The sequence below is a fragment of the Streptomyces sp. NBC_01498 genome (assembly GCF_036327775.1).
Classification (GTDB): Bacteria; Actinomycetota; Actinomycetes; order Streptomycetales; family Streptomycetaceae; genus Streptomyces.
The window spans coordinates 4,668,621-4,695,115 of record NZ_CP109598.1 but is presented as its reverse complement, the minus strand read 5'-3'; the positions used below and the strand labels follow the sequence as shown (position 1 = coordinate 4,695,115).

The window sequence follows — 26,495 nt, the reverse complement described above, 5'->3', positions numbered from 1 at the left end:
GAAAAGGTACCGATCTTGGGGCCGGAGCAGTACCGGTTATCGCGCTGCCCGGACCCGGGTCGCCACCCATACGCCTGCCAGGGCCACGGCCGCCATCGGGAGGAAGACCGCCGCGAAGGCCGCCGGGTGGGAGGCGGTGGTCGTGGAGAGGTCGTGGGTGCCGACCGCGCCGCCGCCCAGGGCCGCGAACGCCGCGCCGCCCGCCGACAGGAGCAGGATGTTGGACAGGCCGTCGGATATCTGGAGGGCGGCGGAGTTGGTACCCGCCTCCTCCGGCGGGGAGAGCTTCAGCAGCAGCACGCTCGTGGACGCGATGACCGCGCCCATGCCGAGGCAGCCGACCGCCCAGGCGACGCCCACGACCCAGACCGGGACCGCCTCGATCAGGACGCTCGGCGCGGCGGCGATGGAGGCGGCGACCAGCACCATGCCGCCCATCAGCAGCCGTTCGCGGTGCCGTTCCGCTCGGGGGCGGGACTGGATGTACGAGCCGAGGGCCCAGGTCGCGCCGCCGACCGCCAGGGAGAGGCCCGCCAGTGTCGGCGACAGGCCCCGCTGGGTGACGAGCATCAGCGGGACGAAGCTCTCCGCCGCGATGAAGGAGCCCGCCGCGACCCCGCGCAGCAGGACGACGGACGGCATGCCCCGGCGGGCCCGGTAGGTGCCGGGCGGCAGCAGGCCGAGGACGGCGGGTACGACCAGGGCGGCGCCGGCCACGCCGGGGAGCAGCGAGAACCAGTTCAGGTCCTGGCCCGCGTACTGGAGCAGTCCCGCGCCCAGCGAGATCGCCAGCGCCAGCCGGATCCGGCGCCGGTCGAAGGGGGGTACGGGCTCCGTGGGGTCGGCGGGCCCGGCCGCCATCTGCCGGATCGCGGGCAGCGCCGTCGCCAGCGGCAGCACGACCAGGACCGGGATGCCGATGAACACCCAGCGCCAGCCGAGGTGTTCGGTGACCGTCCCGGAGGCGAGCGGGCCGACCACGGAGGGGATCACCCAGCTCGCGGCGAACGCGGCCATGATCGAGGGGCGCAGCCGTTCCGGGTAGGCGCGGCCGACCACCACGTACAGCGCGACGATCACCAGTCCGCCGCCGAGCCCCTGGACCGCCCGGCCGGCGATGAACTGCCACATGGCGCCGGCCGTGCCGGAGAGGAGCAGTCCGGCCGCGAAGGCGCTGATGCCGGTGACGAGCGGCCGGAGCGGGCCGCTGCGGTCGGCCCACTGGCCGGAGAGCACCATCGCGAAGAGGCTGGTGGTGAAGTACGCGGAGAAGGAGAAGGCGTACAGCGAGACGCCCCGCAGCTCGCGCGCCGCCACCGGCATCGCGGTACCGACCGCCGTGGCCTCGAAGGCGATCAGCAGGACGACGCAGATGATGCCGACGCTGAGCGCCCGGTGGGTCCTGCCGAGGATGCCGTCCCCACCGAGGTCCCCGCTGATGTCTCCACCGAGGTCCCCACCGATGCCCCCGCCGAGGTTCTTGGCCAGGGGCGGGCCGGGCAGGACGGGCGGGGCATGCGGGGCGGCTTCGGCGGCGACATCGGCGTCACCCGGTTCCAGGGCGGTCATGGGCTCAGCGTAAGGGGCTTGGTGACAGGTGGAACCTGTCGGTGGTCGTGACCGCGCTGGTCCCTTCGTCGTACGCCTCCGAGGCCCCCGCCGGGGTCCCGCCCGCCCGTGCGTGAACGGGGTGTGGCAGTCGCGTTGCGGGGCGCCCGGCGCCCTTGAGCGGTGCCGGGCGCCCCGCCTACGGTCGAATCACGACGCACCGCCGGAAGGTACGGAACACGTACGCGACGGCGGTCCGCACGGCCGTGTGCCCGAGTGGTTCAGGGGCTCGACTGCAAATCGAGTTACGTGGGTTCGATTCCCGCCACGGCCTCTCCTTCCCCCGTCGCGAACGCCTCCCCCGTCCGGGAGGCTCGCCCGGCTTCCCGGCCGGGCTCCTCGCCCGCGCGGTCAGTCCAGGCTCGCGCCCACCGTCATGTTGACCGCCGTCCCGCTGAGCGTCCGTGCCCGGTCCGACGCCACGAACGCCGCGATCTCCCCCGCCTCCGCCAGCGTCGCGGCCCGCCCGGTAAGCGTCCGCCCGTCGAGGAAGGACCGGATCGCCCGGCCCTCGTCGTAGCTCTCCGGGATGCTCTCGGGGAACCCGCTGGTGCGGAGGGTGAGAACGCGTACGCCGTACCGGCCGATCTCGGCGGCCAGTTGCCTGCGCAGCGACTCGACGGCGTCCAGCGCGGGCTGGAGCCCGCCGACGTACACGTCTCCGGCCACGGAGCGGTCGAAGGTGCCGCCGACGAAGAGGATCACCCCGGAGCGCCGGCCCGTCATGTGGCGGGCGGCGGCGCGGCTGGTGAGGAACTTCGAGCGGAGCGCCACGGTGACGGGCCGCAGATAGTCCTCGATGTCCATCTCCACCAGGGGCGTGCCCTGGATGTCGGCGTCGGAGATGACGTTGACCGAGATGTCGAGCCCTCCCGCCGCCGCGGCGACCTCGTCGGTGTGCCGGTCGACGGCGCCGGCGTCGAGCGCGTCCACGACGGCGGCACTCGCGCGGCCGGGCCCGCCGGTGGCGTTGATGTCGTCGGCCACGGCCCGCAGGGTCGCCTCCGTGCGCCCCGCCAGATGTACGTGCGCGCCCTCACGGGCGAAGGCGCGGGCGACGGCCGCGCCGATGTGGCCGCCACCGCCGTAGACGATCGCGGTCTTCTTCTCCAGCAGCATGGGCTCTCCTGTGTGAGGTGGTGGGTCGGTCTCTCACAGGTGCAACCCGGCGGGGCGGCGGAACTGATCGGGGCGGCGGGCAGAACTTTCCGCGAGGCGGACGGGGGCCGGGCGGACGGAGGCGGGGCGGGTGGAGGCCGGGCAGGTGGAGGCAGGGCGCATGGAGGCAGGGCAGGTGGAGGCGGGGCGGGTGGAGGCCGGGCGGGTGGAGGCCGGGCGGACGGAGGCGGGGCGGGTGGAGGCCGGGCAAGTGGAGGCAGGGCGCATGGAGGCAGGGCGGACGGAGGCCGGGCAGGTGGAGGCCGGGCAGGTGGAGGCCGGGCAGGTGGAGGCCGGACGCATGGAGGCCGGGCAGGTGGAGGCCGGGCAGGGCTGTGGTGGGGCGCGGCTGTGACGGGCGGAGCAGGCGCGCGCCGGGCGGCGGACGCGCGCGGGGCCGTCCGTGCGGCCCTGGCCCCCACCCGGCACGCGCTACTCCGCGCCTGGTCCTTCGCCCGGCCCCGCGTCCGGTTCCCCGGCCGGCTCTCCGGCCGACTCCCCCTCCAGCTCCCCCTCCGGCGGCTCCTCCGGCAGCCCCCACGGCGTCAGATCCGCCGTCAGGAACGCCGTGACGGCCGACACCCGCCCCGACCGCAGTGTCAGGACGTCCACCCCCACCGGCCGGAACCGGCCGCTCCCCTCGTCCAGCAGGTACGCGCCGAACGCGAGCTGACCGTTGGACCGGGTGGGCACGAACCGCCACCGCAGGGTGAGCGGGTACCGGACCAGGAACTCCCTTACCGCGTCCGGGCCTTCGTACCAGGTGGCGCCCGGCGGCATCGAGTACCGCACGTCGTCCCCGAGCATCGCCACGATCGCGTCCACGTCGCCCCGGTCCCACGCCCGCGCGTACCGCCGTGCCAGCGCCCGCAGTTCGCCGGGCGGCAGCGCGCCGAGTTCCTGGCGCTGGGTGCGGGAGTCCCCGGGGCGCCGGCCGGCCGCGAGGGCGCGGCGGGCCCGCTGAAGCGCGCTGTTGACCGAGGGCACCGTCGTGTCGAGGACGTCCGCCGCCTCACGCGCCGGGAAGTCGAGCACGTCGCGCAGCACGACCGCCGCCCGCTGCATCGGTGACAGCCGCTGGAGCGCGACGACGAAAGCGAGTTCCACCGATTCGCGGCGCAGCGCGGCCGTCCCCGGGTCGGCGTCGAGCAGCGCGTCGGGGTACGGCTCCAGCCACGCGATGTCGTCCGGCGGGCGTTCGTCGTGCCCGAAGCCGGTGGGCAGTTCGCGGCGGGCGCGGGTCTCCAGCAGGGTCAGACAGCGGTTGGTGGCGATCCGGTAGAGCCAGGCCCGTACCGGATCGTCCGCCGTGCCCCGTCGCTCCTCGAAGCGGTCGAGGGCGCGCCAGGCGCGCAGGAGCGTCTCCTGGACCACGTCGTCCGCGTCGTGGAAGGAGCCGAGCATCCGGTAGGCGTGCAGGTGCAGTTCCCGGCGGTAGGGACCCACCAGCCGGTCGAACGCCGGGCGGTCGCCGGTCCGGGCGAGCGCGAGTGGCCCGCCCCGGCCCCCCGCCCCGGTGTCCGGGGCGTTCACCCGCCGGACGTCACCACCGCCGACTGGGGCCGGATCGGCAGCCGGTTGACCGGGCGGCCGGTCGCCGCGCGGACCGCCGCCGCGACCGCCGCCGGGGAGGTCACGACCGGTACCGCGCTGGCGGGCTTGGCGCCGAACGGGGCCACCACGTCGCGTTCCTCGACCAGTTTCACGATCCGGATGTCCGCCGCGTCCAGGGACGTCGGCAGGGCGTAGCCGGTGAGGTCGGGACGGCGTACCAGACCGCGGTTGGTGCGGAGGTTCTCCGTCAGCGCCGTACCGATGCCCTGGGTGACGCCCGCCTCGATACGGGTGGCGAGCTGCGCCGGGTTGAGGACCCGGCCGACGTCCTGCGCGACGGCCATCTCCACGACGCGCACGGAGCCGAGTTCGATGTCGACGTCCACGACCGCGCGGATCGCGCAGAAGGCGAGCCCCACGAACGCGTCGCCCTGGCCCGACTCGTCCAGCGGTTCGGTGGGGTGCGGGCGGCACTGGGCCGTGGCCCACAGTTCCTTGCCGTCCATCGCCTCGGTGACGGTGGTCGACAGCACACCGTCGTACGAGGTGATCTTGCCGTCGGTGATCTGGAGCAGCTCCGTCGACATGCCGAACTTGTGGGCCAGCGGCTGGAGGAGCTGGGTACGGACCATCTTCGCGGCCCGCTCGACCGCGCCGCCGGAGACCCAGGTGTGGCGGCCGTGCGTGGCGGGTCCGGCCGGGGGCTGGTCGGTGTCGACCGACGCGACGTGGACCTCCTCGATGCCGAGCGTCTCCTGGACGATCTGGCGGGCGAGGGTGGAGAAGCCCTGGCCGGTCTCGACGGCCGCGCAGATGACGGTGGCGACACCGTCGTGGACCTTGACCGTGGCGGTGGAGACCTCGTCGGTGCCCTCGGCGCCGAGCATGTGGACCATGCCGAGCGCGTAGCCGACGCCTCTGCGTACGGCGCCGGGCTCGCCCGCGCCCTCCGGTCCGCCCGGCAGCAGCCAGGACGACTCGGGGATGTCCTTGGGGAGCTTGGGCAGCGGGAAGTCCCTTACGGCGCGCAGCAGTTCGGCGACGGGTGCCGGACAGGTCACCGTCTGGCCGGTGGGCAGGATGTCGCCGGTCGCCAGGACGTTGCGCAGCCGCAGTTCGGCGGGGTCGATGCCGAGTTTGGTCGCGAGCTTGTCCATCTGGCCCTCGTACGCGGCGCAGACCTGCATCGCGCCCTCGCCCCGGACGTGTCCCGAGGGCGGGTTGTTGGTGCGGACGGCCCAGCCCTCGATGAAGGCGTGCGGGACGATGTAGGGGCCGCAGGCGAACGCCACGGCCGCCGCGAGGGATTCGGACGAGGCGTCGGCGTACGCCCCGGCGTCGAGCAGGATCTGGGCCTCGACCTTGACGAGCCGGCCCTCGGTGTCCGCGTGGTGCCGGTAGCGCAGCAGCGTCGGGTGCCGGTGGGCGTGCCCGAGGAAGGACTCCTCGCGGGTCGCGGCCAGCTTGACGGGGCAGCCGGTGCGCAGCGCGAGCAGGCCGAGCGGGATCTGGAAGCCGGGGTCCTCGCGGTCGCCGGTGGCGCCGGGGACGCCGGTGACGACGACCTTCACCTGGTCGGGTTCGAGGCCGAAGCAGGCGGCGGCGAGGTCCCGGTCGGTGTGCGGGTCGGTGGAGCCGGTGTAGATCTCCACTCCGCCGTCGGGGCGGGGCACGGCGAGTCCGGCCTCGGCGCCGATGGGCGCGGGGTCCTGGCGGCCGATGCGGTACAGCCCTTCGACGACGACCTCGCCGACGAGGTCGGGGTCGCCGTAGCGCAGCGGGATGTGCCGGATCAGATTGCCGTCGGGGTGCAGCGGCTCGGCCTCGAACGCCTTCTCCGGGTCGGTGACGGGGTCCAGGACCTCGTATTCGACGGCGATGGCGGCGGCGGCCATCCGGGCGGTGTCGGGGTGGTCGGCGGCGACGGCGGCGATGGCCTCGCCGTGGTGGCGCACGAGGTCGGAGGCGAAGACGGGGCGGTCGGCGACGAGCCGTCCGTAGGAGGGGTCGCCGAGGACGTCGGCGTGGGTCACCACGGCGCGTACACCGGGCATGTCGGCCGCGGCGGAGGTGTCGATGGACACGATGCGGGCGTGCGGGTGCGGGGAGCGCAGCAGCGCGGCCCAGAGCAGGCCCTCGGCCCAGAGGTCGGCGGCGTAGGGGAAGGTGCCCTCGGTCTTGGCGCGGGCGTCGGCCGGGGGGAGGGACGCCCCGAGGCCCAGTGCGGGCGGCTCCTGCCGGGGGCCGTCGAGTGCCTGGGTCTCGGTGGCCGCGTCGTTGCTCACGCCATGCCTCCGTCGTGCGGGTCGAGAGGTGCGGTGCGGGCGCCGCCGGCGCCCGGTGGTGCCTGGTGCGGGATCCGGGCCTCGTCGGCGGCCTCGGCGCTCGCCGCGCGTTCGGCGATGACCTCGCCGACGGCGTCGAGGACGCCCCGGTATCCGGAGCAGCGGCAGAGGTTGCCGCTGAGTGCCTGGCGGGTCTCCAGCTCGGTGGGGGCGTGGTTGCCTTCGAGCAGGTCGTGGACGGTCATGGCCATGCCGGGGACGCAGAAGCCGCACTGCACGGCGCCGCAGTTGGCCAGGGCGCGCTGGACGTCGGACGGTTCGCCGTCGGAGGCCAGGCCCTCGACCGTACGGACCTCGGATCCGGCCGCCGTGGCCGCCGGGACCAGGCAGGAGGCGACGAGACGGCCGTCGACCTGGACGTTGCAGGCCCCGCACTCGCCCTGGGAGCAGCCGTCCTTGGCGCCGGCGAGGCCGAGGCGTTCGCGCAGCACGTAGAGCAGGGACTCGCCGATCCAGGCGTCGGTGACCGGGCGGTCGGTGCCGTTGACGCTCAGGACGTAGGAGTCGGCGGGGTGTTCGGCGCTGTTGTTGCTGCTGCTGAGGGGGGCCGGTTCGGGGTCCGGTTCCGGGTCGGTGCCGGCGGTCGGCTCGGGTACGGCCTCGGGGTCCGGGCCGGGTTCCGTCACGGCCTCCGGCTCCGGCTCCGGTCCGGTGCCGGTGTCCGTGTCCGGGGCCGTCTCGGGGGCGTGCGCCGGTGCGTCGGCGACCGCCCCGGGGGCGGGTTCGGGCTCCGTGACGGGCTCCGGCGCCGGTTCCGGTTCGGTCGCCCACGGGGCGCGCGCGCCACCCGGAAGGGTGGCCGGGGGCGCCCCGCCGGACCACTGCGAGGTGGAGGGCAGGGAGGTGGTGAACTCGCCGGACTCGTCGGGGAGCTCGTCCCCGATGACGGGGATCACCCACTGTCCGGCGGGCTGCTGTGCGGCGGACCGGTGTTCGTCGGACCGCTGTTCGTGGGGCCGCTGTTCGTGGGGCCGCTGTTCGTGGGACCGCGCCGGGGGCGCCTGGCCGGGTCCCGGTCCGGCCGTCCCCGGGGCGGTGGGGAAGGACCACTGCCCGCTCGCCGACGGATCGTGCGGCAGGTCCGGGCCGGGGCCGTACCCCTGCGGGTGGCCCTGGCCGTGGCTGTGCCCGTGTCCCTGCCCGTAGCCGTACGGGTCGGGCTGCGCCTGCGGGGTGTGCGGTGCCCATCGACCGGCGCCCCCCGGATCGGCGGCGCCCGCTCCGCTGTCCGGCCGCTGGTCGATCGTCGGTGGTACGTAGCCGTGGCCGCGCGCCGCCAGGGGCGCGTCCGCCGTGTCCTCGGGCGGCAGTTGGACGAAGGCGGTGGCGTCGGAGTCGTACTCGCCGCTCCCCGGGATCGGCCGCCAGGCGCCGCGCCCCTCCGGATTCCCGGAGTTCTCGTTCTCGTCGGTGGTCACGGCAGCGCCCTCCCCAGTGCTCGTCGAGCCAGCGTGGCGACGGTACGCCTCAGGTGCAGCACCGCGGGCGGCAGGGCGGGCGGCTCACTCCCGTCCGCCTCCGGGGGCGGGTCGGGGATACAGGCCGCGGCCACGTACTCCCCGAAGGCCGCCAGTGCCTCGGGCGCCAGCCCGCGGTCGGCGTCCCAGTCGATCAGCGAGGCGATCCAGCGCTCGGCCTCCAGCGGGCGCAGCGGCATCGGCGCGATGGCGCCGACCGCGCAGCGCACACCGCGGCGTGCCGGGTCGAGCACCACGGCCACGGACGCGGTGGCCCGGCCGGGGCCGGTGCGGCCGGTCGCCTTGAGGTAGACCTGCGGGGCGTGCAGCAGCGGGACCCGTACGAAGCCGATGAGTTCGGCGGGCGCCAGCATGTCGCGGCCCGCCAGCAGATGGGAGACGGGGATCTCGCGGCGCGCGCCGCCGGGGCCCGCGATGACGAGGTCCGCCTCCAGGGCGGCCAGCACGGGCAGGGAGTCGCCGGTGGGGGCCGCGGTGGCGATGTTGCCGCCGAGGGTGCCCGCGTTGCGGATCTGGGGCGGTCCGGCGGCGCGTGAGGACGCGGCCAGCGCGGGGATGAGGGCGGCGAAGTCGGGCCGTCCCATGCGCGCGTGGGTGAGGCCGGTGCCCAGCAGGGCGTGGCCGTCCTGGTAGTGCCAGCCGCGCAGTTCGCTGATCCGGCCGAGACCGACGAGCCCCGCCGGCCTGAGCAGGCCCTTGTTGACGGCGGCCATCAGATCGGTGCCACCCGCGACGGGCACGGCGGCGGGCATGGCGCTCAGCGCCGCCACGGCCTCGTCGAGCGAGGCCGGCAGCGTCACGGACTGCGCCGTCTGCGGTGCGTGCGTGGTCAACCCAGCTGCCCCTTCCCGGTGTCCCGGCTGTCCGTCTGTGTTGGCCGTACCGTACGTGCTCACAGGCCGGACGAGGCAACTCTGGCACATCTTCCGCGCCTGCCGGTCCGAGGGTCCATGAAGCGCACATCCGACCCCGAACGGGAGGAAGGTCCGCTTTCATGTCTCTTCACCGACAGATGCGGAATGACACCTTTCGCCATGTGTGATGGGACTTATTCGTACGGGCAACCCCGGGCGGGGGCTCACATGTTCGGGGGCGCCCCCTCGATGGGCCGGCCGAGAATGGCCGAATCGCCGTGGGGGCCCGGCCGCTTCTGCCAGGGCAACGGGCCGCCGGGCGGCCGGTATTCGACCCCCAGGGCGTCAAGGCGCTTGTAGTGCGCGGTCATTCGGCGTTCGAAATCGGCGTAGTCACGGTCCGGGGACGCGGGCAGTGCGGACCAGGCGACCTCGGCGAACGCGGCGAGTCTCGGGAAGAGCTGGTAGTCGACGCGGGAGCGGTCCTGCATCACCTCGGTCCACACATTGGCCTGGGTGCCCAGCACATGGGCGGCGTCGGCGCCGGCCAGCTGCGGCGGCACGGGCTCGAAGCGGTAGACGTCCTCCAGGGTGCGGACGTAGCCGATCGGCATCGGCTCGTCGGGACCCGCCGCCTGACGGTGGTCCAGATACACCTGCTGCTCGGGGCACATGACGACGTCGTGCCCGGCCTGGGCGGCGGCGATGCCGCCCGCGTACCCGCGCCAGGACGAGACGGCCGCGCCGGGCGCCAGTCCGCCCTCCAGGATCTCGTCCCAGCCGATGAGCCGGCGGCCGCGCGCGGAGAGCCAGTTGTCGAAGTGCCGGACGAACCACGACTGGAGTTCGTCCTCGTCGGCCAGGCCGAGGTCACGGATGCGCTGCTGGACGGCGGGCGACCGCTTCCACTGGTCCTTGGGGCACTCGTCGCCGCCGATGTGGATGAACGGCGAGGTGGCGGCGGGGAACAGGTCCAGCAGTTCCTCGAAGACGCCCTCGAAGAAGCGCAGGGTGGTGTCGGTGGGGGCGAGCACGTTGGGGTTGACGCCCCAGGTGTCCCAGACCTCCAGCGCCGAGGTGTCGACGACGTCGGTGTTGCCGAGTTCGGGGTGGGCGGCGATGGCGGCCTGCGAGTGGCCCGGGATGTCGATCTCGGGGACGACGGAGATGTGCCGCTCGGCGGCGTACGCGACGATCTCGCGGATGTCGTCCTGGGTGTAGTAACCGCCGTGCGGCTTCTCGTCCCAGAGGTCGGAGAACCGGTGGCCGTACTTGGTCCGGGCCCGCCACGCGCCGATCTCGGTCAGCTTCGGGTAGCGCTTGATCTGGACGCGCCAGCCCTGGTCGTCGGTGAGATGGAAGTGGAAGACGTTGAGCTTGTGCGCGGCCATCAGGTCGAGAAGGCGGAGCACGCCGTCCTTGGGCATGAAGTGCCGCGACACGTCGAGCATGACGCCGCGCCAGCCGAACCGGGGCCGGTCCTCGATGACCTGACGGGGGATCTCCTGCCGTACGCCCGGGGAGACCGGCGCCCGGCGGAACGCCTTGGGGCCGAGGAGCTGACGGAGCGTCTGGGCGCCCCAGAAGACCCCGGCCGCGCTGCCGCCCTGGATCTCGGCGCCCCACTCGGCGGTGATGTCCAGCCGGTACGCCTCGGGGGGCATCGACTCGTCGATCCGCAGCGACACGGCGTTGCTGCCGCCGGCCGGGCCGGGGGCGAGCGGCAGCCCGAGGGCGGCCCCGAGGGTGGCGCGCAGCCAGCGCTCGGTGCCCTCCGTCCCGGGGGCCGCCCAGAGGGTGGTGGCCGAGTCGGGGACGAAGCCACCGCTCTGCGGGCCTTCGACACTGGCGGGCGCCGGGATCAGGTCCATCACGTGAGTCCTCGTCCTCGTTCGGCTGGCATATGCCGGAGTCAATTGGGTCGCAAAGTGTCCTGGAGGACCCTAGGCCGGGCCCGGAGATTGGGACAAGTGGTCTCGACCAGTCGGTCTTCGGGCCCTGCGCGGGCACCGGCGTACGGCCCGACCGTTCGCGCACTCCCCCTCCTACCCGCTCACACCCCCGCGCACGCGAACGGCCCCGGAGCGCGCGTGCGCGCTCCGGGGCCGTTGCCGACGCCCACCGGCAACCGCCGGCGGGCGTCGGCAGCCACCGACAGGACGGGCCGGACCGGGACCGTGCGGGAAACCGGGCCGGACCGTACGCAGGACCCGGACTCAGCGAGAGGCCGGGACCGGCAGCCCTACTTCTTGTCCTTGCCGCCCTTGTCCTTGTCCTTGTCCCCGCCCGGACCCATGGACTCGTAGATCTCCTTGCACATCGGACAGACCGGGTACTTCTTGGGGTCACGCCCCGGCACCCAGACCTTCCCGCACAGGGCCACCACCGGAGTGCCGTCGAGGGCACTCGCCATGATCTTGTCCTTCTGGACGTAATGGGCGAAGCGCTCGTGGTCGCCGTCGCCGTGCGACACCTTGGGTGTCGGCTCCACGAGGGTGCCCGTACCTGCCCCGCGCTCGGGCTCAAGAGTGCTCATAAGCGTCAAGGGTACCCACGCCCGCGCCGTCCCGAGCGCCGCGTGTCAGTTGAGCGACGGGTCGTCCGGGTACGTGGCCACCATGGCGAGTTCACTGCGCTGCCGGCGCAGCACCGCCCGCCACAGACTCTCGGGGCGCGGCGACGACACGTCACCGGGCTCGGACTCCACCACGTACCAGGCGCCCTCGGCGAGTTCGCCCTCCAACTGGCCCGGTCCCCACCCCGCGTACCCGGCGAAGATCCGCAGGGAACCGAGGGCCCGCGCGAGCAGTTCGGGCGGCGTCTCCAGGTCGACCAGACCGATCGCGCCGTGCACCCGCCGCCAGCCGAGCGGCCCCTCGTCGCCGGGGATGACGGCGAGCCCGAGGGCCGAGTCGAGGGAGACCGGGCCGCCCTGGAAGACCACGCCGGGGTCCCCGGCGAGGCCGCCCCAGGACGCCAGGATGTCCCCGACGTCCACGGGTGTGGGCCGGTTGAGGACCACGCCGAGGGACCCCTCCTCGTCGTGGTCGAGCAGGAGCACCACCGCACGGTCGAAATTCGGATCCGCCAGGGCCGGAGTCGCGACGAGCAGCCGCCCTGTGAGCGAGGACACCTCGGTCATGCCTGACATGGTCCCGCACAATCGGCCGCCGCGGGGCCCGCCGGGGAGAGTGCGCGTGATCGCAGCTCAGGCGCACGGCGGCACGGGGAGCGCAGGGACACGCCGGACGGCGGACGGAACCGGGCGCGGAGAGAGAGGGTCACTCACCGCGACGGGCACCCGACAGAACGTGCTCCGCCGACGATTTCGCCGCTCCAGCACGGCCGTTGCCTTACGGCACAGGGGTGCGAGCCCCTTACTCTTTTGCTTTGGCCCCCTGTCCGACGACTCCCGGAACGCGAGATTCATGACCGGCACAGACGATGTAATGCTTGTCCACGGCGGAACCCCGCTGGAGGGCGAGATCCGCGTCCGCGGCGCGAAGAACCTGGTGCCGAAGGCCATGGTCGCCGCGCTCCTCGGCAGCGGGCCCAGCAGACTGCGCAACGTGCCCGACATCCGTGACGTACGGGTCGTCAGGGGGCTGCTCCAGCTGCACGGGGTGACCGTGCGCCCCGGCGAGGAGCCGGGCGAGCTGATCCTCGACCCCTCGCACGTCGAGAGCGCCAACGTCGCCGACATCGACGCCCACGCGGGTTCGTCCCGTATCCCGATCCTGTTCTGCGGCCCGCTGCTGCACCGCCTCGGTCACGCGTTCATCCCGGGTCTCGGCGGCTGCGACATCGGCGGCCGGCCCATCGACTTCCACTTCGAGGTGCTGCGCCAGTTCGGCGCGACGATCGAGAAGCGGGCGGACGGGCAGTACCTGGAGGCCCCGCAGCGGCTGCGCGGCACGAAGATCCGGCTGCCGTACCCCTCGGTCGGCTCGACGGAGCAGGTGCTGCTGACGGCCGTACTGGCCGACGGGGTCACCGAGTTGTCGAACGCCGCCGTGGAGCCGGAGATCGAGGACCTGATCTGCGTGCTCCAGAAGATGGGCGCGATCATCTCGATGGACACCGACCGGACGATCCGGATCACCGGGGTCGACACGCTCGGCGGCTACAACCACCGCGCCCTGCCGGACCGGCTGGAGGCCGCCTCCTGGGCGTCGGCGGCGCTGGCGACCGAGGGCAACATCTACGTGCGCGGGGCGCAGCAGCGGTCGATGATGACCTTCCTGAACACCTTCCGCAAGGTGGGCGGGGCGTTCGAGATCGACGACGAGGGCATCCGCTTCTGGCACCCGGGCGGCCCGCTGAACGCGATCGCCCTGGAGACCGACGTACACCCCGGTTTCCAGACCGACTGGCAGCAGCCGCTGGTGGTGGCGCTGACGCAGGCGGCGGGGCTGTCCATCGTCCACGAGACGGTGTACGAGTCGCGGCTGGGCTTCACCTCGGCGCTCAACCAGATGGGCGCGCACATCCAGCTGTACCGGGAGTGCCTGGGCGGCTCGGACTGCCGCTTCGGCCAGCGCAACTTCCTGCACTCGGCGGTCGTGTCCGGCCCCACGAAGCTCCAGGGCGCCGACCTGGTCATCCCGGACCTGCGGGGCGGCTTCTCGTACCTGATCGCGGCGCTGGCGGCGCAGGGCACCTCACGGGTGCACGGCATCGACCTGATCAACCGCGGTTACGAGAACTTCATGGAGAAGCTGGTCGAGCTGGGCGCGAAGGTGGAGCTGCCGGGCCGCTCGCTCGTCTGACGGCGGGTGTGCGGCCGTCGGCGCCCGTTCCCGCCCACCCACCCACCCGGACGGACAGGGCGGACAGCGCGGACAGACGAAAGGGCGGTCACCCCGACCGGGGGGTGACCGCCCTTCGCTCTGCCCAGGGGTTACTTGCCCTTGGCGGCTTCCTTGAGCTTGGAGCCCGCGGAGACCTTCACGCTGTAACCGGCCGGGATCTGGATCGGGTCGCCGGTCTGCGGGTTACGAGCGGTGCGAGCGGCCCGGTGGGTGCGCTCGAAGGTCAGGAAGCCGGGGATGGTGACCTTCTCGTCACCCTTGGCGACGATCTCGCCGACCGTCTCGGCGAGGGCGGCCAGCACGGCGTCGGCGTCCTTACGAGTCACCTCGGCACGGTCGGCCAGGGCGGCCACCAGCTCACTGCGGTTCATTTTGTTACTCCCGTGTTCTTCTTGCGTGTGAGGCGTGAGATCGAAGCCGATGCTGCCAGGCCCCTCCGACAATCCCCGTGACCGGGTCTGTCCTTCGGGTCCTGCGCCCCAGTGGGGTATCCCCGGGACATAGTCCCTGGGAAAGCATCCTGCCCCCACCAGCGGCGGGAAAGCCAATCCGGGCCCTGAAACCCCCGTGGAGCAGCGGGCTCATGGTCCGTCACCCTAGAGGTGGGGTCACGGTGCCGCGAATCGCGACGCGCCGGGCGTCAGACGGACGTGGCGGCGGTCACAGCGGGCCCGGCGGCCTTGGCGGCGGTGCGTACGGCACCGGCCACGGCGCCCGCGACCTTGTCGTTGAAGACCGAGGGGACGATGTAGTTCGGGTTGAGTTCGTCACCGGTGACGACGTCCGCGAGGGCCGCCGCGGCGGCCAGCATCATCTCGGTGTTGACGGTGCGTGACTGGGCGTCGAGGAGGCCCCGGAAGACGCCCGGGAAGACCAGGACGTTGTTGATCTGGTTGGGGAAGTCGGAGCGCCCGGTGGCCACAACTGCCGCCGTCTCGCGGGCGATTGCCGGGTCGACCTCGGGGTCGGGGTTGGCCAGCGCGAAGACGATCGCGCCGTCGGCCATGGCCGCGACGTCGCCGCCGTCGAGCACGTTCGGGGCCGATACGCCGATGAACACGTCCGCGTCGACCACGGCCTCCTTGAGGGTGCCGGTGACGCCCTCCGGGTTGGTGTTGTCGGCGATCCAGCGCAGGGGCGAGTCGGCGGTCGCGGCCACCAGGTCGGTGCGGCCCGCGTGGACCACGCCGTGGATGTCGGCGACGACGGCGTGCTTGACGCCGGCCGCGATAAGAAGTTTCAGAATCGCTGTACCGGCGGCACCGGCGCCCGACATGACGACCCGTACGTCCTCGATCGCCTTGCCGACCACCCGCAGGGCGTTGGTCAGCGCGGCGAGCACCACGATCGCCGTGCCGTGCTGGTCGTCGTGGAAGACCGGGATGTCCAGGGCCTCACGCAGCCGGGCCTCGATCTCGAAGCAGCGGGGCGCGGAGATGTCCTCCAGGTTGATCCCGGCGAAGCCCGGCGCGATGGCCTTGACGATCGCGACGATCTCGTCGGTGTCCTGGGTGTCGAGACAGATCGGCCACGCGTCGATCCCGGCGAAGCGCTTGAAGAGGGCCGCCTTGCCCTCCATCACGGGCAGCGCGGCCATGGGGCCGATGTTGCCGAGGCCCAGCACCGCGGAGCCGTCGGTGACGACCGCGACGGAGTTGCGCTTGATGGTCAGCCGGCGGGCGTCCTCGGGGTTCTCGGCGATCGCCATGCAGACGCGGGCCACCCCCGGCGTGTAGACCATGGAGAGGTCGTCACGGTTGCGGATGGGGTGCTTGGACTGCATCTCGATCTTGCCACCGAGGTGCATCAGGAACGTACGGTCGGAGACCTTCCCGAGGGTGACGCCCTCGATGCCGCGCAGCTCCTCGACGATCTCGTCGGCGTGGCTGGTGGAGCTGGCGGCGATGGTGACGTCGATCCGCAGCTTCTCGTGGCCGGACGCGGTGACGTCCAGACCGGTCACCGAACCGCCGGAGGATTCCACGGCCGTGGTCAGCTGGGAGACCGCGGTACCGCTCGCGGGCACCTCCAGTCTGACCGTCATCGAGTACGAGACGCTTGGCGCCGTTGCCATGACCGTGTTCCTCTGCTTTCCCTGGCTTCACTTGCCGCCCCGCCTCGCGCCGGGCGTCCGGCGGAACCGTCCGATGGTCGCACCTACCTGCTGGTAGGCGGTAACGGGGGTGAAACCGGGAGAGCGGGCCGGGAGACGGAAGCGGGTCCGCGTCAGTCTGTGACGCGGACCCGCTCCTGTGAAGGCGTGTGCCGGGGATTGTCCGTGAACTCTAAGAAGAAAAAGAACCCAACGGCGGAGCCCGGAGGCCCCCGGAGCTGCCCGGAGGAAGAAAGTGACACCGACCCGCCATGCTCGCCTCGCGGCAAGTGGTCGCTCGAAGCGACGAAGGTTGGGCCCGGGGGCTTGGATCGGGCCGGTGCCAACACCAGGCTAACAAACCGCCCCGGAAATGGATTCCCGCGCGCACGGGCCGGCCCGGGGCCACCGCCCCGGTCACTCCCTCAGCAGGTCGGGAACCCCCTGCCCGTCGGGGTCGTCGCGGTCCGCCGAGACCACCGTGAGCTGCTGCGTCGCCCGGGTGAGGGCCACGTACAGCACCCGCAGTCCGGCCGGCGACTCGTCGGCGATCTCCGCCGGCGAGACGACCACCGTGGCGTCGTACTCCAGCCCCTTGGCCTCCAGGCTGCCGAGGGCCACCACCCGTTCGCCGAGCCCGGCCAGCCAGCGCGCCGCCTGCTCCCGGCGGCCCATGGCGACGACGACGCCGATCGTGCCGTCGACCCGGTCCAGCAGCCGCGCCGCCTCCGCGCGTACGGTCCCGGCCAGATCACCGTCCCGTACGGCGCTGAAGCGCGGCTCGACGCCCGTGGAGCGGACGGCGGCCGGGGACTCCATGCCGGGCATCGCGAGGGCCAGGACGCGGGCGGCGAGCGCCGCGATCTCCGCCGGGTTGCGGTAGTTGACGGTGAGGGTGAAGTGGCGGCGCGGGCGGTTGCCCAGGGCCTCGTCCCGGGCCTCCGCCGCCTCGTCCGGGTCCGACCAGGACGACTGGGCGGCGTCGCCGACCACCGTCCAGGTGGCGTGCCGGCCCCGCCGGCCCACCATCCGCCACTGCATCGGCGTGAGGTCCTGCGCCTCGTCCACGATGACGTGGGCGTACTCGGTGCGCTCGGCCGCCAGCCGCTCCGCGCGCTCCCGCTGGGTCTCCTCGCGCGTCGGCATCAGCTCCTCCAGACCGGTGAGCTGGTCCAGCGGGTCCACCTCGCGGCGCCTGCGCGGGCGGGGCGGTGCGCCGAGCAGCTGCTCCAGCTCGTCCAGGAGCGCCACGTCGTGCACGGACAGCGGGCCGGTGCCGTCGGGGCCCGCGCGCCGCAGCGAGCGGGCGACCCGTCTGGTCTCGTTCGGGTTGAGGACGCGGCGGGCCCAGCGGCCGAGGCGCCGTTCGTCCGCCATCGCGGCCAGCACCCCGCGCGCGGTCAGCTCGGGCCACCACGCGTCCAGGAACTCGGTGAAGCTGTCCTCGGACGCCACGTCGTCGTCGAAGCCGGAGCGCAGCTCGGCGGCGAGTTCGGCGTCGCCGCGCGCCGAGTACTCCCCGGCCCGCGAGGCGGCGCCCGATCTGGCCCACAGCGCGTCGAGCAGCAGTCGCCGGGCGCGCGGGCGCAGCAGATTGACGGGCGCGGTGCCGCCGAGGACGGACTGTCTGATGCGGTGCAGGTCGTCGGCGTCCAGTTCCAGCCGGCGGCCGAACGCGACGACCCGCAGCCGGGTCGGGGCCGCCGTGCCGGACGCGCCGGCGGCGTCGTCGCCGCCGAGGGTGAGCTGGCCGGCGGGCCGCCCGGCGGTGGTACGCCGGCGGCCCCCGGCGGGCGCCCGGTCCCCCTCCAGCGCCCCCCGGGCGGCCTTGCGCAGCACCTTCAGCATGCGGGCCGAGCCCTTGACGCGGGCCACGGCCGGTTCGTCGTACGCGGTGGCCTCGGCGCCGTCCACCAGTGACCCGACGGCGCGGATCGCGACCTGCCCCTCCTCGCCCAGCGACGGCAGCACGCCCTCGGTGTACGCGACGAGCAGCGGGGTCGGCGAGACGACCAGGATGCCGCCCGCGTATCTGCGCCGGTCCTGGTAGAGCAGGTAGGCGGCGCGGTGCAGGGCGACGGCGGTCTTGCCGGTGCCGGGGCCGCCGGAGACCTCGGTGACGGAGGCGGCGGGTGCCCGGATGACCAGGTCCTGTTCGGCCTGGATGGAGGAGACGATGTCCCGCATGGTGTGGCTGCGGGCCTGGCCGAGGGCGGCCATGAGCGCGCCGTCGCCGATGACGGGGAGGGTCTCGCCGTTCAGGGAGGCGGTCAGCTCGGGGCGCATCAGGTCGTCCTCCACTCCGAGGACCCGGCGGCCCTTGGAGCGGATGACGCGGCGCCGTACGACCCGGCCGGGGTCGACGGGCGTCGAGCGGTAGAACGGCGCGGCGGCCGGCGCCCGCCAGTCGATGACCAGCGGCGAGTAGTCGGAGTCCAGGACCCCGATCCGGCCGATGTGCAGCGTCTCGGCGATGTCGGCGGTGTCGTCGGGGCGTACGGCGTGGTCGGCGGGCTCGACGGAGGTGTACGCGCCGTCGGGACCCTTCTCGCCGTCCTTGCCGGGCAGCAGGTCGACGCGGCCGAAGAGGAAGTCCTCGAACTCGTTGTTGAGCCGGTTGAGGTGCACCCCGGCCCGGAAGACCTGGGCGTCGCGCTCGGCGAGCGCGCCGGGGGTGCCGACCTGGCCGCGTTTGGCGGCGTCGTTCATCAGGAACTCCGCCTCGTCGATCTTCTCTTCGAGGCGGCGGTAGACCTGGTCGAGGTGTCGCTGCTCGACACCGATCTCACGGTCGCGGACGGTGTCGGCCCCCGCGGGGTGCGCGGGTTCCTTCCCCGTCGGGCGGGCGGGGTCGCTTATGGCGTCGTTTCCCTTGTCGCGTACGGGATCGACAACCGATCCGGCGGATTCAACAGCGGCATCCTGCGCGGCCACCGAGGCCCCCTTCTGACGTGCACTGGGCAGCCGTCAACCGTACGCGAAGGGGGCCGGTATGTCAGGCCTCGACCTCCACCAGAGCCCGGCCGTCGAAGGTCCGGACCTCGAAGTGGTCGATGTCGTCCCGGTTCATGGCCGAGCCGCCGTGCACGTACAGCGGGTTCTTGGCCGACTCGTGCGGGCTGTCCGGGAGGCCGTAGCCCCACGTCGGGACGGACCAGGACGTGACGACCTCCTCCTCGCCGGTCTTGGAGACGGCGACGAGGCTGCACTTCAGCGGGCCCTTGACGTTCTTCAGCTCCAGGACGGCGTGGGTGCCCCAGCCCTTGGGCTCGGTGCCGACGGTGGCGCTGACCTTCGTCGTGGGGTCGGTGGCGGCGACCTTCTCCGTCATGTGCTCGAAGAAGGCGTCCTCGGCGGGGCTGGTGGGGTGCGGGTCGGCGGCCTGATTGCTCGTGCCACCGCCGGAGGTGGTCACCACGGCGATGGTGGGGCCGCCGATGACCAGGGCCGCCGCGGCGGCGACCAGGTACATCGAGCGGCGCCGACGCTTGGCGCGCTTCTCCGCGACCTCGTCGACGAGCCGCCCGAGGAGGCGCGGGCTCGGCTGCATGGAGACGGAGGGCTCCGGGGCGGTGCCGCGGCCGAACGGGGCGGGCACGGGGGCGGGGGCGGGGCCGCCGAAGGGGTCGGCTCCGGCGAACGGGTCGGAGCGGCCGAACGGGTCGGACCGGCCGAACGGCGAGGACTGGCCGACGGGGTCCGGATTGTCCTTCAGCAGGGCGAGCATCGGCTCCATCCCCGCGAACTCCTCCAGATGGAGGGCGCAGACATGGCAGCCCGCCAGGTGCGCCTCGAAGGCGGTGGCGTCGGCGTCGTCCAGGATGCCGAGCGCGTACGCCGCCGCCGCGTCGTGCGTGATCGTGCCGTCGTCCTGCCCGGACTGTTCGTACGTGGTCATGCCGAGACCCCCCTCTCCTCCAGTGCGAGCTTCATGGAACGCAGTGCGTAGAACACACGCGACCGCACGGTGCCACTGGGTATGCCAAGCGTCTCGGCGGCCTCGTTGACCGTGCGTCCCTTGAAGTACGTCTCCACCAGAACTTCCCGGTGGGCGGGGGTCAAATCATCGAGGGCATCAGAGAGCGTCATCAACCACAACGCCTTGTCGATCTCGTCCTCCGCGGGCATGACCTCCAGCGGCGACGGGTCGACCTCCTGCGGCCGGGCCTGCCGGCTGCGGTGAGCGTCGATGACGATGCGTCGGGCGACCGTCACCAGCCAGGGTCGGACAGAGCCGGTCGCCCGGTTGAGCTGACCGGCGTTCTTCCAGGCACGGATGAGCGTCTCCTGCACGACGTCCTCGGCCCGCTGGCGGTCACCCGCGACGAGCCGCAGAACATAGGCGAGCAGGGGTCCGGCGTGCTCCCGGTAGAGGGCTCGCATCAACTCCTCGTCCGGCGGGGACGTGCTGGTGCGCTGTGCCTCGCTCCGGTGCCTGGCCCGGTGAGGTCGGTCGTCGGCCACGGCCGCATCCTTGCGCACCTGAACCTCCCGGGTCGAGTCCTTGAGATGGCTGGTTGTTCCCATCACAGGTCTCTTACGGGCGGCTTCGGTGATCTGCTCAACCGCGAGGCGGAAATCTTCGCGTTTTTCTCAGGCGCGGGCGACCGCCGCCCGTCGCCGGTGCCGGGCGACCCGTTCCCGGTTGCCGCACACCTCGCTGGAGCACCAGCGGCGGCGCCGCCCGCGCGAGGTGTCCAGATACACCCGGCGGCAGCTGTCGCCCTCGCACTGCCGCAGCCCGGCCCGCGCGACCGGGTCGGTCAGCAGGTCCACCGTGTCGCGTGCCACCGCAGCCAGCAGCGCGCCGCACTCGGGCTCGGCGCACAGTGTCCGGACGAGCGCGCCGCCCGGTTCGCGTACGGCCCTGATGCCGGGCGGGGCACCGGCGGCGATCACGTTGACGCGCTCCAGCGCCGCCGCCGCGTACCGCCCGTCGATCTCGGCGCGCACCAACTGGCCGACGCAGTCGCGCAGTTCGGCGAAGCGCCGGACCCAGCCGGTGTCGACGGCGGCCAGCGGGGTACCCGGTGGCACCAGGCCGGAGCGGGTGAGCCAGCGGCCGAGGAGTCCGGCGTCGTCGGCCCGTGGATGCTCCTCGAACCCCTTCGGGGCCGGTTCCCCGGTGGCGACCAGATCCAGGCACAGGCGCCCGGAGTCGAATCGCCACTCGTACGAGCCCACGCCCGTAGTCATGTGCCTGTCACCGCCTCGCACCGTCCTGCCGCGTTCTTCCAGAGTGCATGCCCAGGAACGCGGACGAAACCCCTCGGAAGGCGTCTCACTTCGGCCGCTTTCCGCGAATCGGGCGGCTCACGGCGCGGTGTTGGGGGGTCCGTCGTGCAGAATCCGCTGGAAGAGCTCGTGGTCGCGCCAGGCGCCGTCGATGTGCAGGTAGTTCGGCGCCGTCCCGATCAGCTCGAATCCGCAGGCGGCCAGGACCCGCCGTGAACCGGTGTTGGACGGCATCGTGCTGGCCTCGACACGGTGCAGGCCCAGATCCTCCAGAGCGGCCCGGCAGACCTCCTCGACGGCCCGGGTGGCCAGCCCGCGCCGGGTGTACGCGGCGTCGATCCAGTAGCCGATGTCGGCGCTGCGGAACGGTCCGAGGACGAGCGTGGAGAGGGTCGCCTGGCCCACCACGGCGTCGCCGTCGAGGTAGTGCCAGCGCAGGGCGGAGGGGTCGGCCAGCCGGTGGGCCTGCGCCTCCGGGGTGAAGAAGTCGGCGGGGTGGTCGGGCGACCAGGGACCCATGTGGTCCCTGTTGCGCAGCAGGGCCTCGGCGAGGGGGCCGGCGTCTTCCGCTCGCGCGGGCCGGAACGGAAGGGAGTCGTTGACCATCCGATTAAAATAGACGCCCCCCTTCCGGTTCGATACCTCAGCGAAGGCCCCGATCCACGGACGGTCACCCGGCGCTGGTCACACGCGCCCGTGCCGCCCGCCCGTCCGCCCGGCGCCGTCCCCGCCCGTCCCCGGGCTCCCGGCGATCCCCGGGAACCCAGGGCGGCTCCCCGGGTCCTGCGGGAATCCCGGCCCGTCCGCGCCCCGGGGCCCGTCCGCGTCCTTGAGGGCCCCGCCGCCCCGGGAGTCCCCGGAGCCCCGGGAGTCCTTCGAGCCGTCGGAGCCCTTCGAGCCGTTGGGCCAGAGCCTCGGCCGCCGCTTCGCCGCGACGTCCTCGACCCACCCGAAGGCCAGGATCGCCACCGCCAGCAGCGGCCAGATCAGCACCAGCGGCAGCACGTCGTACGCCCGGTCGATCAGGTCGCTGTGGTCCGACAGACCCGGGACCTCGTAGAGCAGGTCGATGAGCGGGAAGGTCGCCATGATCAGCAGGTTGTGCCAGAGGTAGATCGTCACGGCACGGTTGTTGGCCAGCGTGATCGTGGAGTCGTACCGCGCCAGCCTGCCCGGCAACTGCCGCCAGGCGGGCGCGTACTGGAGCAGGATCGCGCAGAACCCCAGCGACCAGGTCGCCTGGGCCAGCGGGATCTCGTCCAGGTTCCAGCCCTCGTCGGTGAGATGCCCGGAGGCCCACCAGAGCCCGAAGGCCATGGTGAACGTGGCCAGCGAGATCGTGATGTAGCGCGGTACCCGGGTGAACAGGCCGTCGTTGTGGGCGAATCCGAGGATCCAGCAGGCGCCGTAGACCGCGAAGTCCGTGAGCGCCTCACCGGTCTCGCCGGGGATCTCCACCAGTCCGGTGCCGATGACCGCCGTCAGCGCGAGCGGCGCCAGCAGCGTGGCCCACGGCACCCGCCGGAAGGCCCACAGCAGCAGCGGCGAGGCCAGCACGAACCACAGGTAGGCACGGATGTACCAGAGCGGGCCCGCAGCCTGGTCCGCCCAGGTCTGGTCGAGCAGACCGCCGGGGTCCCCGCTCTCCCACGGGTACGGCGGGGCCCCCACCGGGAAGAGGTAGTTGGCCAGCTTGAGGAACCACCACAGGCCCTCCTCCCTGACCGGCTTCCAGCCCATCGCGAACATCACCGGGACGACCACCAGCGCGAACGCCCACATCGGCGGCAGCAGCCGCCGCATCCGGGACCGGATCACGCCGAGCGACGGCCGGCCCAGCGAGCGCGCCATCAGCGAGCCCGCCAGCGCGAACATCACGCCCATGGACGGGAAGAGGATCGTCAGCCAGGCCCACCCGAAGAGGTGGTAGATCACCACCCGGCCCAGGGCGACGGTGCGCAGCAGGTCGAGATAGCGGTCACGCCCGGAGGGCCGTACCGCAGCTTCCGCGCCCGCCGGGGTGCCCGCCGGTCCCTGCGCCTTGTGCCTGGCCCGCGGAACGCCCCCGGCGCTCCCGCCGGGCCCCGCCGTGTCGATCGTGCCGCCGCTCATGCGACCGGCCTCCGGATGCCCTCGGTCCGCCGGGCGGTCGTGGCGCCCGGCGCCTCCACCGCGCCGGTCCGGCGCAGTTTCTGCCAGCGCAGCCGGCCGCCGGTGAGGGCGGTGATCCAGGACTGGAGCAGGACGACGTACATGAGCTGCCGGTAGAGGACCTGCTGGAGCGGGAGCGAGATCAGATGGACCATGCGCTCGCCGTCGAGCCGGAAGGCGTACGCGGCGCAGACCGCCTGGACGGCCAGGACGCCCAGCCACGCGAGGATCGTGTTGCCGGTGGGGCCGAAGACCAGGCCGTACAGCAGGAACACGTCGATGAGCGGCGCCAGCAGCGGGAACAGCACCATGAACAGCGAGACCAGCGGGAGTCCGACACGGCCGAAGCGCCCCGAGGGGCCGCGTTCGATCAGGGCGCGGCGGTGCTTCCAGATCGCCTGCATGGTGCCGTAGCTCCAGCGGTAGCGCTGGGACCACAGCTGCTGCACGGACTCCGGCGCCTCGGTCCAGGCGCGTGCCCGCTCCGCGTACACGACCCGCCAGCCGTCGCGGTGCATGGCCATGGTGATGTCGGTGTCCTCGGCGAGGGTGTCCTCGCTCATCCCGCCGACCCGTTCCAGGGCCTGGCGGCGGAAGGCGCCGACGGCGCCGGGGATGGTGGGCATGCAGCGCAGCAGGTCGTACATGCGGCGGTCGAGGTTGAAGCCCATCACGTACTCGATGTGCTGCCAGGCGCCGATGAGGGTGTCGCGGTTGCCGACCTTGGCGTTGCCCGCGACCGCGCCGACGGCCGGGTCGCCGAACGGCTGGACCAGCTCACGGACGGTGGCCGGCTCGAAGACGGTGTCGCCGTCCATCATCACGACGATGTCGTGACTGGCGTGCGCGATGCCGTTGTTGAGGGCGGCGGGCTTGCCGCCGTTGACCTGCCGTACGACATGGACGTTCGGCAGCCACATCGCCTCGACGATGTCCGCGGTGCCGTCCGTCGAGCCGTCGTCGATGACGATGACCTCGATCGGGTGGTCGCTCTCCATCAGTGAGCGGACGGTGTTGGCGATGCACTCGCGTTCGTTGTACGCGGGCACGAGCACCGTCACCGGTTCGGTGACCGGCGGGCCCCAGCTGAAGTCGCGCCCGCGCACCTTGCGGGCGTGGGCGAAGGACAGCACCAGCATCAGCCCGAACCGCCCGATCACCAGCACGCCGATCGCGGCGAGCCCGGCCACCAGGGCGGCGGTGGTGCCCTCCGAGACGGCGACGGCGCCGACGAACGCCTTGCCCTTGAGCAGTTCGACACCGGAGACGGGCGTGTGGGCGCTCGGGGCACCCAGCGCCTCGGTGAGGTTGGCGAACTCGAAGCCCCGGGCCTGCATCTCGGGCAGGAACGTGTCGAGCGCGGCGACGGTCTGCGAGCGGTCGCCGCCGGAGTCGTGCATCAGGACGATGGAGCCACTGGTGCCCTTGGGCGCGGCCCGCCGGATGATCTCGTCGACCCCGGGACGTTTCCAGTCCTCACTGTCGGTGTTGTTGAGGACGGTGATGTAGCCGAGGCTGCCGATGTACTCGGTGACGGGCCAGGACTTGTCGTCCATCGCGTCGGAGAACGAGGAGTACGGGGGCCGGAACAGCGAGCTGCGGATACCGGCGGCGCCGGCGAGCGCGAGCTGGTTCTGGGTCAGCTCCCAGTCGATACGGGACTTGGTCTGGTACGCGAGGTCCGGGTGGTTGAAGGTGTGCAGGCCCACCTCGTGGCCCTCGTCGACCATCCGCCGCACCAGATCCGGGTGGCGCGAGGCCATCGTGCCCGTGACGAAGAACACGCCGTGCGCGTTGTACTTCTTGAGCTTGTCGAGGACCTTGGGCGTCCACTCCGGGTCGGGACCGTCGTCGAAGGTCAGGACGAGTTTGCGGTCGGGAACCTTCAGCGCCTTGGCCGCGGTCGTGCCGCGCGCGTCGATGACGGGACCGCCCTTGAGTATCCGGTCCGGCACCTGGCCGGTGGCGTCCGGGGGACGTACGCGGTGGTCCGCGAGTATCTCGCTGTGCACATAGCCGCGCAGCATCAGCATCGCGAGAAGGGCGACGAGGAGCAGTGACGGCAGCAGATAGCGCATGGGAAGCCTGCGCCGGGAGACGCGCCCCTGCTTCTGCTTGTGCTGGCCGTGCTTGTGGGACGGGGCCCGCCTGCCGGGAGAGGTCATTACTGCTCGGAGCCTTCCGCGACTACTTGCTGGCTGTCTCCGACGGGCGTGTCGGTCGGTGTGTCGGGGGGAGTGGGTTCGCCCGAACCGGGGTCCGTGCCGGGGTCGGTCGTCCCCGGCTCCTCGGTCTCACCGGGGCCGGGACCGGGACCGGGGTCGACCGTGCCGGGATCGGGGTCGCCGCCGGGGTCCGGATCGGGGTCGGCGCCACCGGGCTTCGGGTCGGGGTCCGGCTTGCCGGAGGCCGACTCGGAGGGGTCCGGTGACGGGGAGCCGTCCGCGCTCGGCCCGGTCGAGGAGGGGCTGCCGGAGGCCGAGTCCGAGGGGCTGGGGCCGAGGTCACCGGCGCCCGGAGTGGTCTCGACGGTGGGCCGGTCCGACGGGGGCTGCTGTATCTCGACCTTGTCGGCGTCGCGCTTGTCGCTGACGCCGGGTATCTGGAGCCAGGGCGCGCTGGAACTGCCGCCGATCAGGGCGGCCACGAGCGCGACGGCATAACAGGCGCTGGCTATGGCCAGCACCCAGCCGAGCCGCCGGAGCTTCTTGCTCCGCCGGCCGCTCTCGTCGACGAAGACTGGACCGTCGGAGCTGTCCGTGGTCTGCGCCACGGATATCCGGCTGGTCTCCGCGGCCGGGCCGGGCAGCTCGGAGAGCTGCCGTCCCAGGCCGTCGAGCTCGACGGTGACGTCCATCGGCTCATGCGTACGCCCCTGTTGGGCGTTCTCTCGCCAATTGTCCACTGTTGTACGCACATCCCCCACAAGATCACTGGGTGCATGCATGAATCTGGCCGGAATACGGCCATCGGCCGAGCCCCCACCCGAGCCGAACGCCCCCTACCACGTGCACCCGAAACAGGAATGTAGCGCACGGGGACCCCACACGCGCTCCTGCTTCAGCAGTTGATAGGCATCTGTACGACTTCGTTGCCGAACGGTCGATCTTGAGGGAATCATTCCGGCCATCCGTTCATTGCGCCCGGGGCGGCCCCGAAGCGCTGAACTGCCTTTGTTCCCGGGTGTGTCGGTCCGGCGGGGCGCCGCC

The 26,495-nt window shown here is 72.7% G+C and carries 21 protein-coding genes and 1 tRNA gene; 3 read left to right on the top strand and 19 right to left on the bottom strand.

The genetic code is table 11. From position 1 onward, the window contains the following. Positions 1 to 36: 36 nt before the first annotated feature. On the bottom strand, positions 37 to 1,569 hold the full coding sequence (locus OG875_RS20060) for an MFS transporter (protein WP_330175593.1): 1,533 nt from the start codon (positions 1,567 to 1,569) through the stop codon (positions 37 to 39). A gap of 241 nt (positions 1,570 to 1,810) precedes the next feature. Here OG875_RS20060 and OG875_RS20055 point away from each other — a divergent pair. After that, positions 1,811 to 1,882: transfer RNA gene (locus OG875_RS20055), tRNA-Cys, on the top strand. Positions 1,883 to 1,959: 77 nt separating this feature from the next. Here the strand turns inward: OG875_RS20055 and OG875_RS20050 are convergent. After that, positions 1,960 to 2,727, bottom strand: a complete 768-nt coding sequence (locus tag OG875_RS20050; RefSeq protein WP_330175592.1) for an SDR family NAD(P)-dependent oxidoreductase — start codon at positions 2,725 to 2,727, stop codon at positions 1,960 to 1,962. Between the two features lie 160 nt (positions 2,728 to 2,887). Here OG875_RS20050 and OG875_RS20045 point away from each other — a divergent pair, with 160 nt between their 5' ends. Continuing rightward, a complete protein-coding gene (locus OG875_RS20045; RefSeq protein WP_330175591.1) occupies positions 2,888 to 3,121 on the top strand; it encodes a hypothetical protein in 234 nt (77 codons plus the stop codon). 77 nt (positions 3,122 to 3,198) lie between these two features. On the opposite strand, the gene OG875_RS20040 is transcribed toward OG875_RS20045, so the two are convergent. From OG875_RS20040 to OG875_RS20010, 7 genes are all read right to left on the bottom strand, one after another. Then, a complete protein-coding gene (locus OG875_RS20040; RefSeq protein WP_330175590.1) occupies positions 3,199 to 4,299 on the bottom strand; it encodes an RNA polymerase subunit sigma-70 in 1,101 nt (366 codons plus the stop codon). After that, positions 4,296 to 6,605, bottom strand: coding sequence for a xanthine dehydrogenase family protein molybdopterin-binding subunit (locus OG875_RS20035; protein WP_330175589.1), 2,310 nt, complete (start codon positions 6,603 to 6,605; stop codon positions 4,296 to 4,298). Before OG875_RS20035 ends, OG875_RS20040 begins: the two co-directional genes overlap by 4 nt. Further along, complete coding sequence (locus OG875_RS20030; RefSeq protein WP_330175588.1) at positions 6,602 to 8,083, bottom strand: 2Fe-2S iron-sulfur cluster-binding protein; 1,482 nt, start codon at positions 8,081 to 8,083, stop codon at positions 6,602 to 6,604. Before OG875_RS20030 ends, OG875_RS20035 begins: the two co-directional genes overlap by 4 nt. Continuing rightward, positions 8,080 to 8,976, bottom strand: coding sequence for an FAD binding domain-containing protein (locus OG875_RS20025; RefSeq protein ID WP_330175587.1), 897 nt, complete (start codon positions 8,974 to 8,976; stop codon positions 8,080 to 8,082). Before OG875_RS20025 ends, OG875_RS20030 begins: the two co-directional genes overlap by 4 nt. A 245-nt stretch (positions 8,977 to 9,221) precedes the next feature. Next, positions 9,222 to 10,868: a beta-N-acetylhexosaminidase gene (locus OG875_RS20020; RefSeq protein WP_330175586.1), complete on the bottom strand. Its 1,647-nt coding sequence runs from the start codon at positions 10,866 to 10,868 to the stop codon at positions 9,222 to 9,224. A gap of 371 nt (positions 10,869 to 11,239) precedes the next feature. Beyond that, positions 11,240 to 11,533 carry a DUF3039 domain-containing protein gene (locus tag OG875_RS20015; RefSeq protein ID WP_330175585.1) on the bottom strand — a complete coding sequence of 98 codons (294 nt, stop codon included), beginning with the start codon at positions 11,531 to 11,533 and terminating at the stop codon, positions 11,240 to 11,242. Between the two features lie 45 nt (positions 11,534 to 11,578). Continuing rightward, positions 11,579 to 12,139, bottom strand: a complete 561-nt coding sequence (locus tag OG875_RS20010) for a YqgE/AlgH family protein (protein ID WP_330175584.1) — start codon at positions 12,137 to 12,139, stop codon at positions 11,579 to 11,581. Positions 12,140 to 12,425: 286 nt separating this feature from the next. On the opposite strand from OG875_RS20010, the gene murA reads away from it, so the two are divergent. Further along, a complete protein-coding gene (gene murA / locus OG875_RS20005) occupies positions 12,426 to 13,766 on the top strand; it encodes a UDP-N-acetylglucosamine 1-carboxyvinyltransferase (RefSeq protein WP_330175583.1) in 1,341 nt (446 codons plus the stop codon). 131 nt (positions 13,767 to 13,897) lie between these two features. Here the strand turns inward: murA and OG875_RS20000 are convergent, their stop codons facing one another. The 10 genes from OG875_RS20000 to OG875_RS19955 all read right to left on the bottom strand — a co-directional run bounded on the left by OG875_RS20000 (position 13,898) and on the right by OG875_RS19955 (position 26,143). Further along, complete coding sequence (locus tag OG875_RS20000; protein ID WP_003954777.1) at positions 13,898 to 14,179, bottom strand: HU family DNA-binding protein; 282 nt, start codon at positions 14,177 to 14,179, stop codon at positions 13,898 to 13,900. Positions 14,180 to 14,448: 269 nt separating this feature from the next. Beyond that, positions 14,449 to 15,882: an NAD-dependent malic enzyme gene (locus OG875_RS19995; RefSeq protein WP_330175582.1), complete on the bottom strand. Its 1,434-nt coding sequence runs from the start codon at positions 15,880 to 15,882 to the stop codon at positions 14,449 to 14,451. Positions 15,883 to 16,317: 435 nt separating this feature from the next. Next, positions 16,318 to 18,834: a HelD family protein gene (locus OG875_RS19990; protein WP_443079149.1), complete on the bottom strand. Its 2,517-nt coding sequence runs from the start codon at positions 18,832 to 18,834 to the stop codon at positions 16,318 to 16,320. A 61-nt stretch (positions 18,835 to 18,895) separates the two neighbouring features. Next, a complete protein-coding gene (locus OG875_RS19985) occupies positions 18,896 to 19,798 on the bottom strand; it encodes an anti-sigma factor family protein (RefSeq protein ID WP_330175581.1) in 903 nt (300 codons plus the stop codon). Continuing rightward, positions 19,795 to 20,427 carry a sigma-70 family RNA polymerase sigma factor gene (locus tag OG875_RS19980; protein ID WP_330175580.1) on the bottom strand — a complete coding sequence of 211 codons (633 nt, stop codon included), beginning with the start codon at positions 20,425 to 20,427 and terminating at the stop codon, positions 19,795 to 19,797. Before OG875_RS19980 ends, OG875_RS19985 begins: the two co-directional genes overlap by 4 nt. Before the next feature lie 66 nt (positions 20,428 to 20,493). Beyond that, on the bottom strand, positions 20,494 to 21,096 hold the full coding sequence (locus OG875_RS19975; protein ID WP_330175579.1) for a CGNR zinc finger domain-containing protein: 603 nt from the start codon (positions 21,094 to 21,096) through the stop codon (positions 20,494 to 20,496). Between the two features lie 117 nt (positions 21,097 to 21,213). Further along, complete coding sequence (locus tag OG875_RS19970) at positions 21,214 to 21,741, bottom strand: GNAT family N-acetyltransferase (protein ID WP_330175578.1); 528 nt, start codon at positions 21,739 to 21,741, stop codon at positions 21,214 to 21,216. 78 nt (positions 21,742 to 21,819) lie between these two features. Further along, on the bottom strand, positions 21,820 to 23,247 hold the full coding sequence (locus OG875_RS19965; protein WP_330175577.1) for an acyltransferase family protein: 1,428 nt from the start codon (positions 23,245 to 23,247) through the stop codon (positions 21,820 to 21,822). Then, positions 23,244 to 25,364 (bottom strand): glycosyltransferase, encoded by a 2,121-nt coding sequence (locus tag OG875_RS19960; RefSeq protein ID WP_330177824.1) that lies wholly within the window; start codon positions 25,362 to 25,364, stop codon positions 23,244 to 23,246. The genes OG875_RS19965 and OG875_RS19960 overlap by 4 nt, the downstream gene beginning before the upstream one ends. 86 nt (positions 25,365 to 25,450) lie before the next feature. Beyond that, positions 25,451 to 26,143, bottom strand: a complete 693-nt coding sequence (locus tag OG875_RS19955) for a hypothetical protein (protein ID WP_330175576.1) — start codon at positions 26,141 to 26,143, stop codon at positions 25,451 to 25,453. Between the last annotated feature and the right edge of the window lie 352 nt (positions 26,144 to 26,495).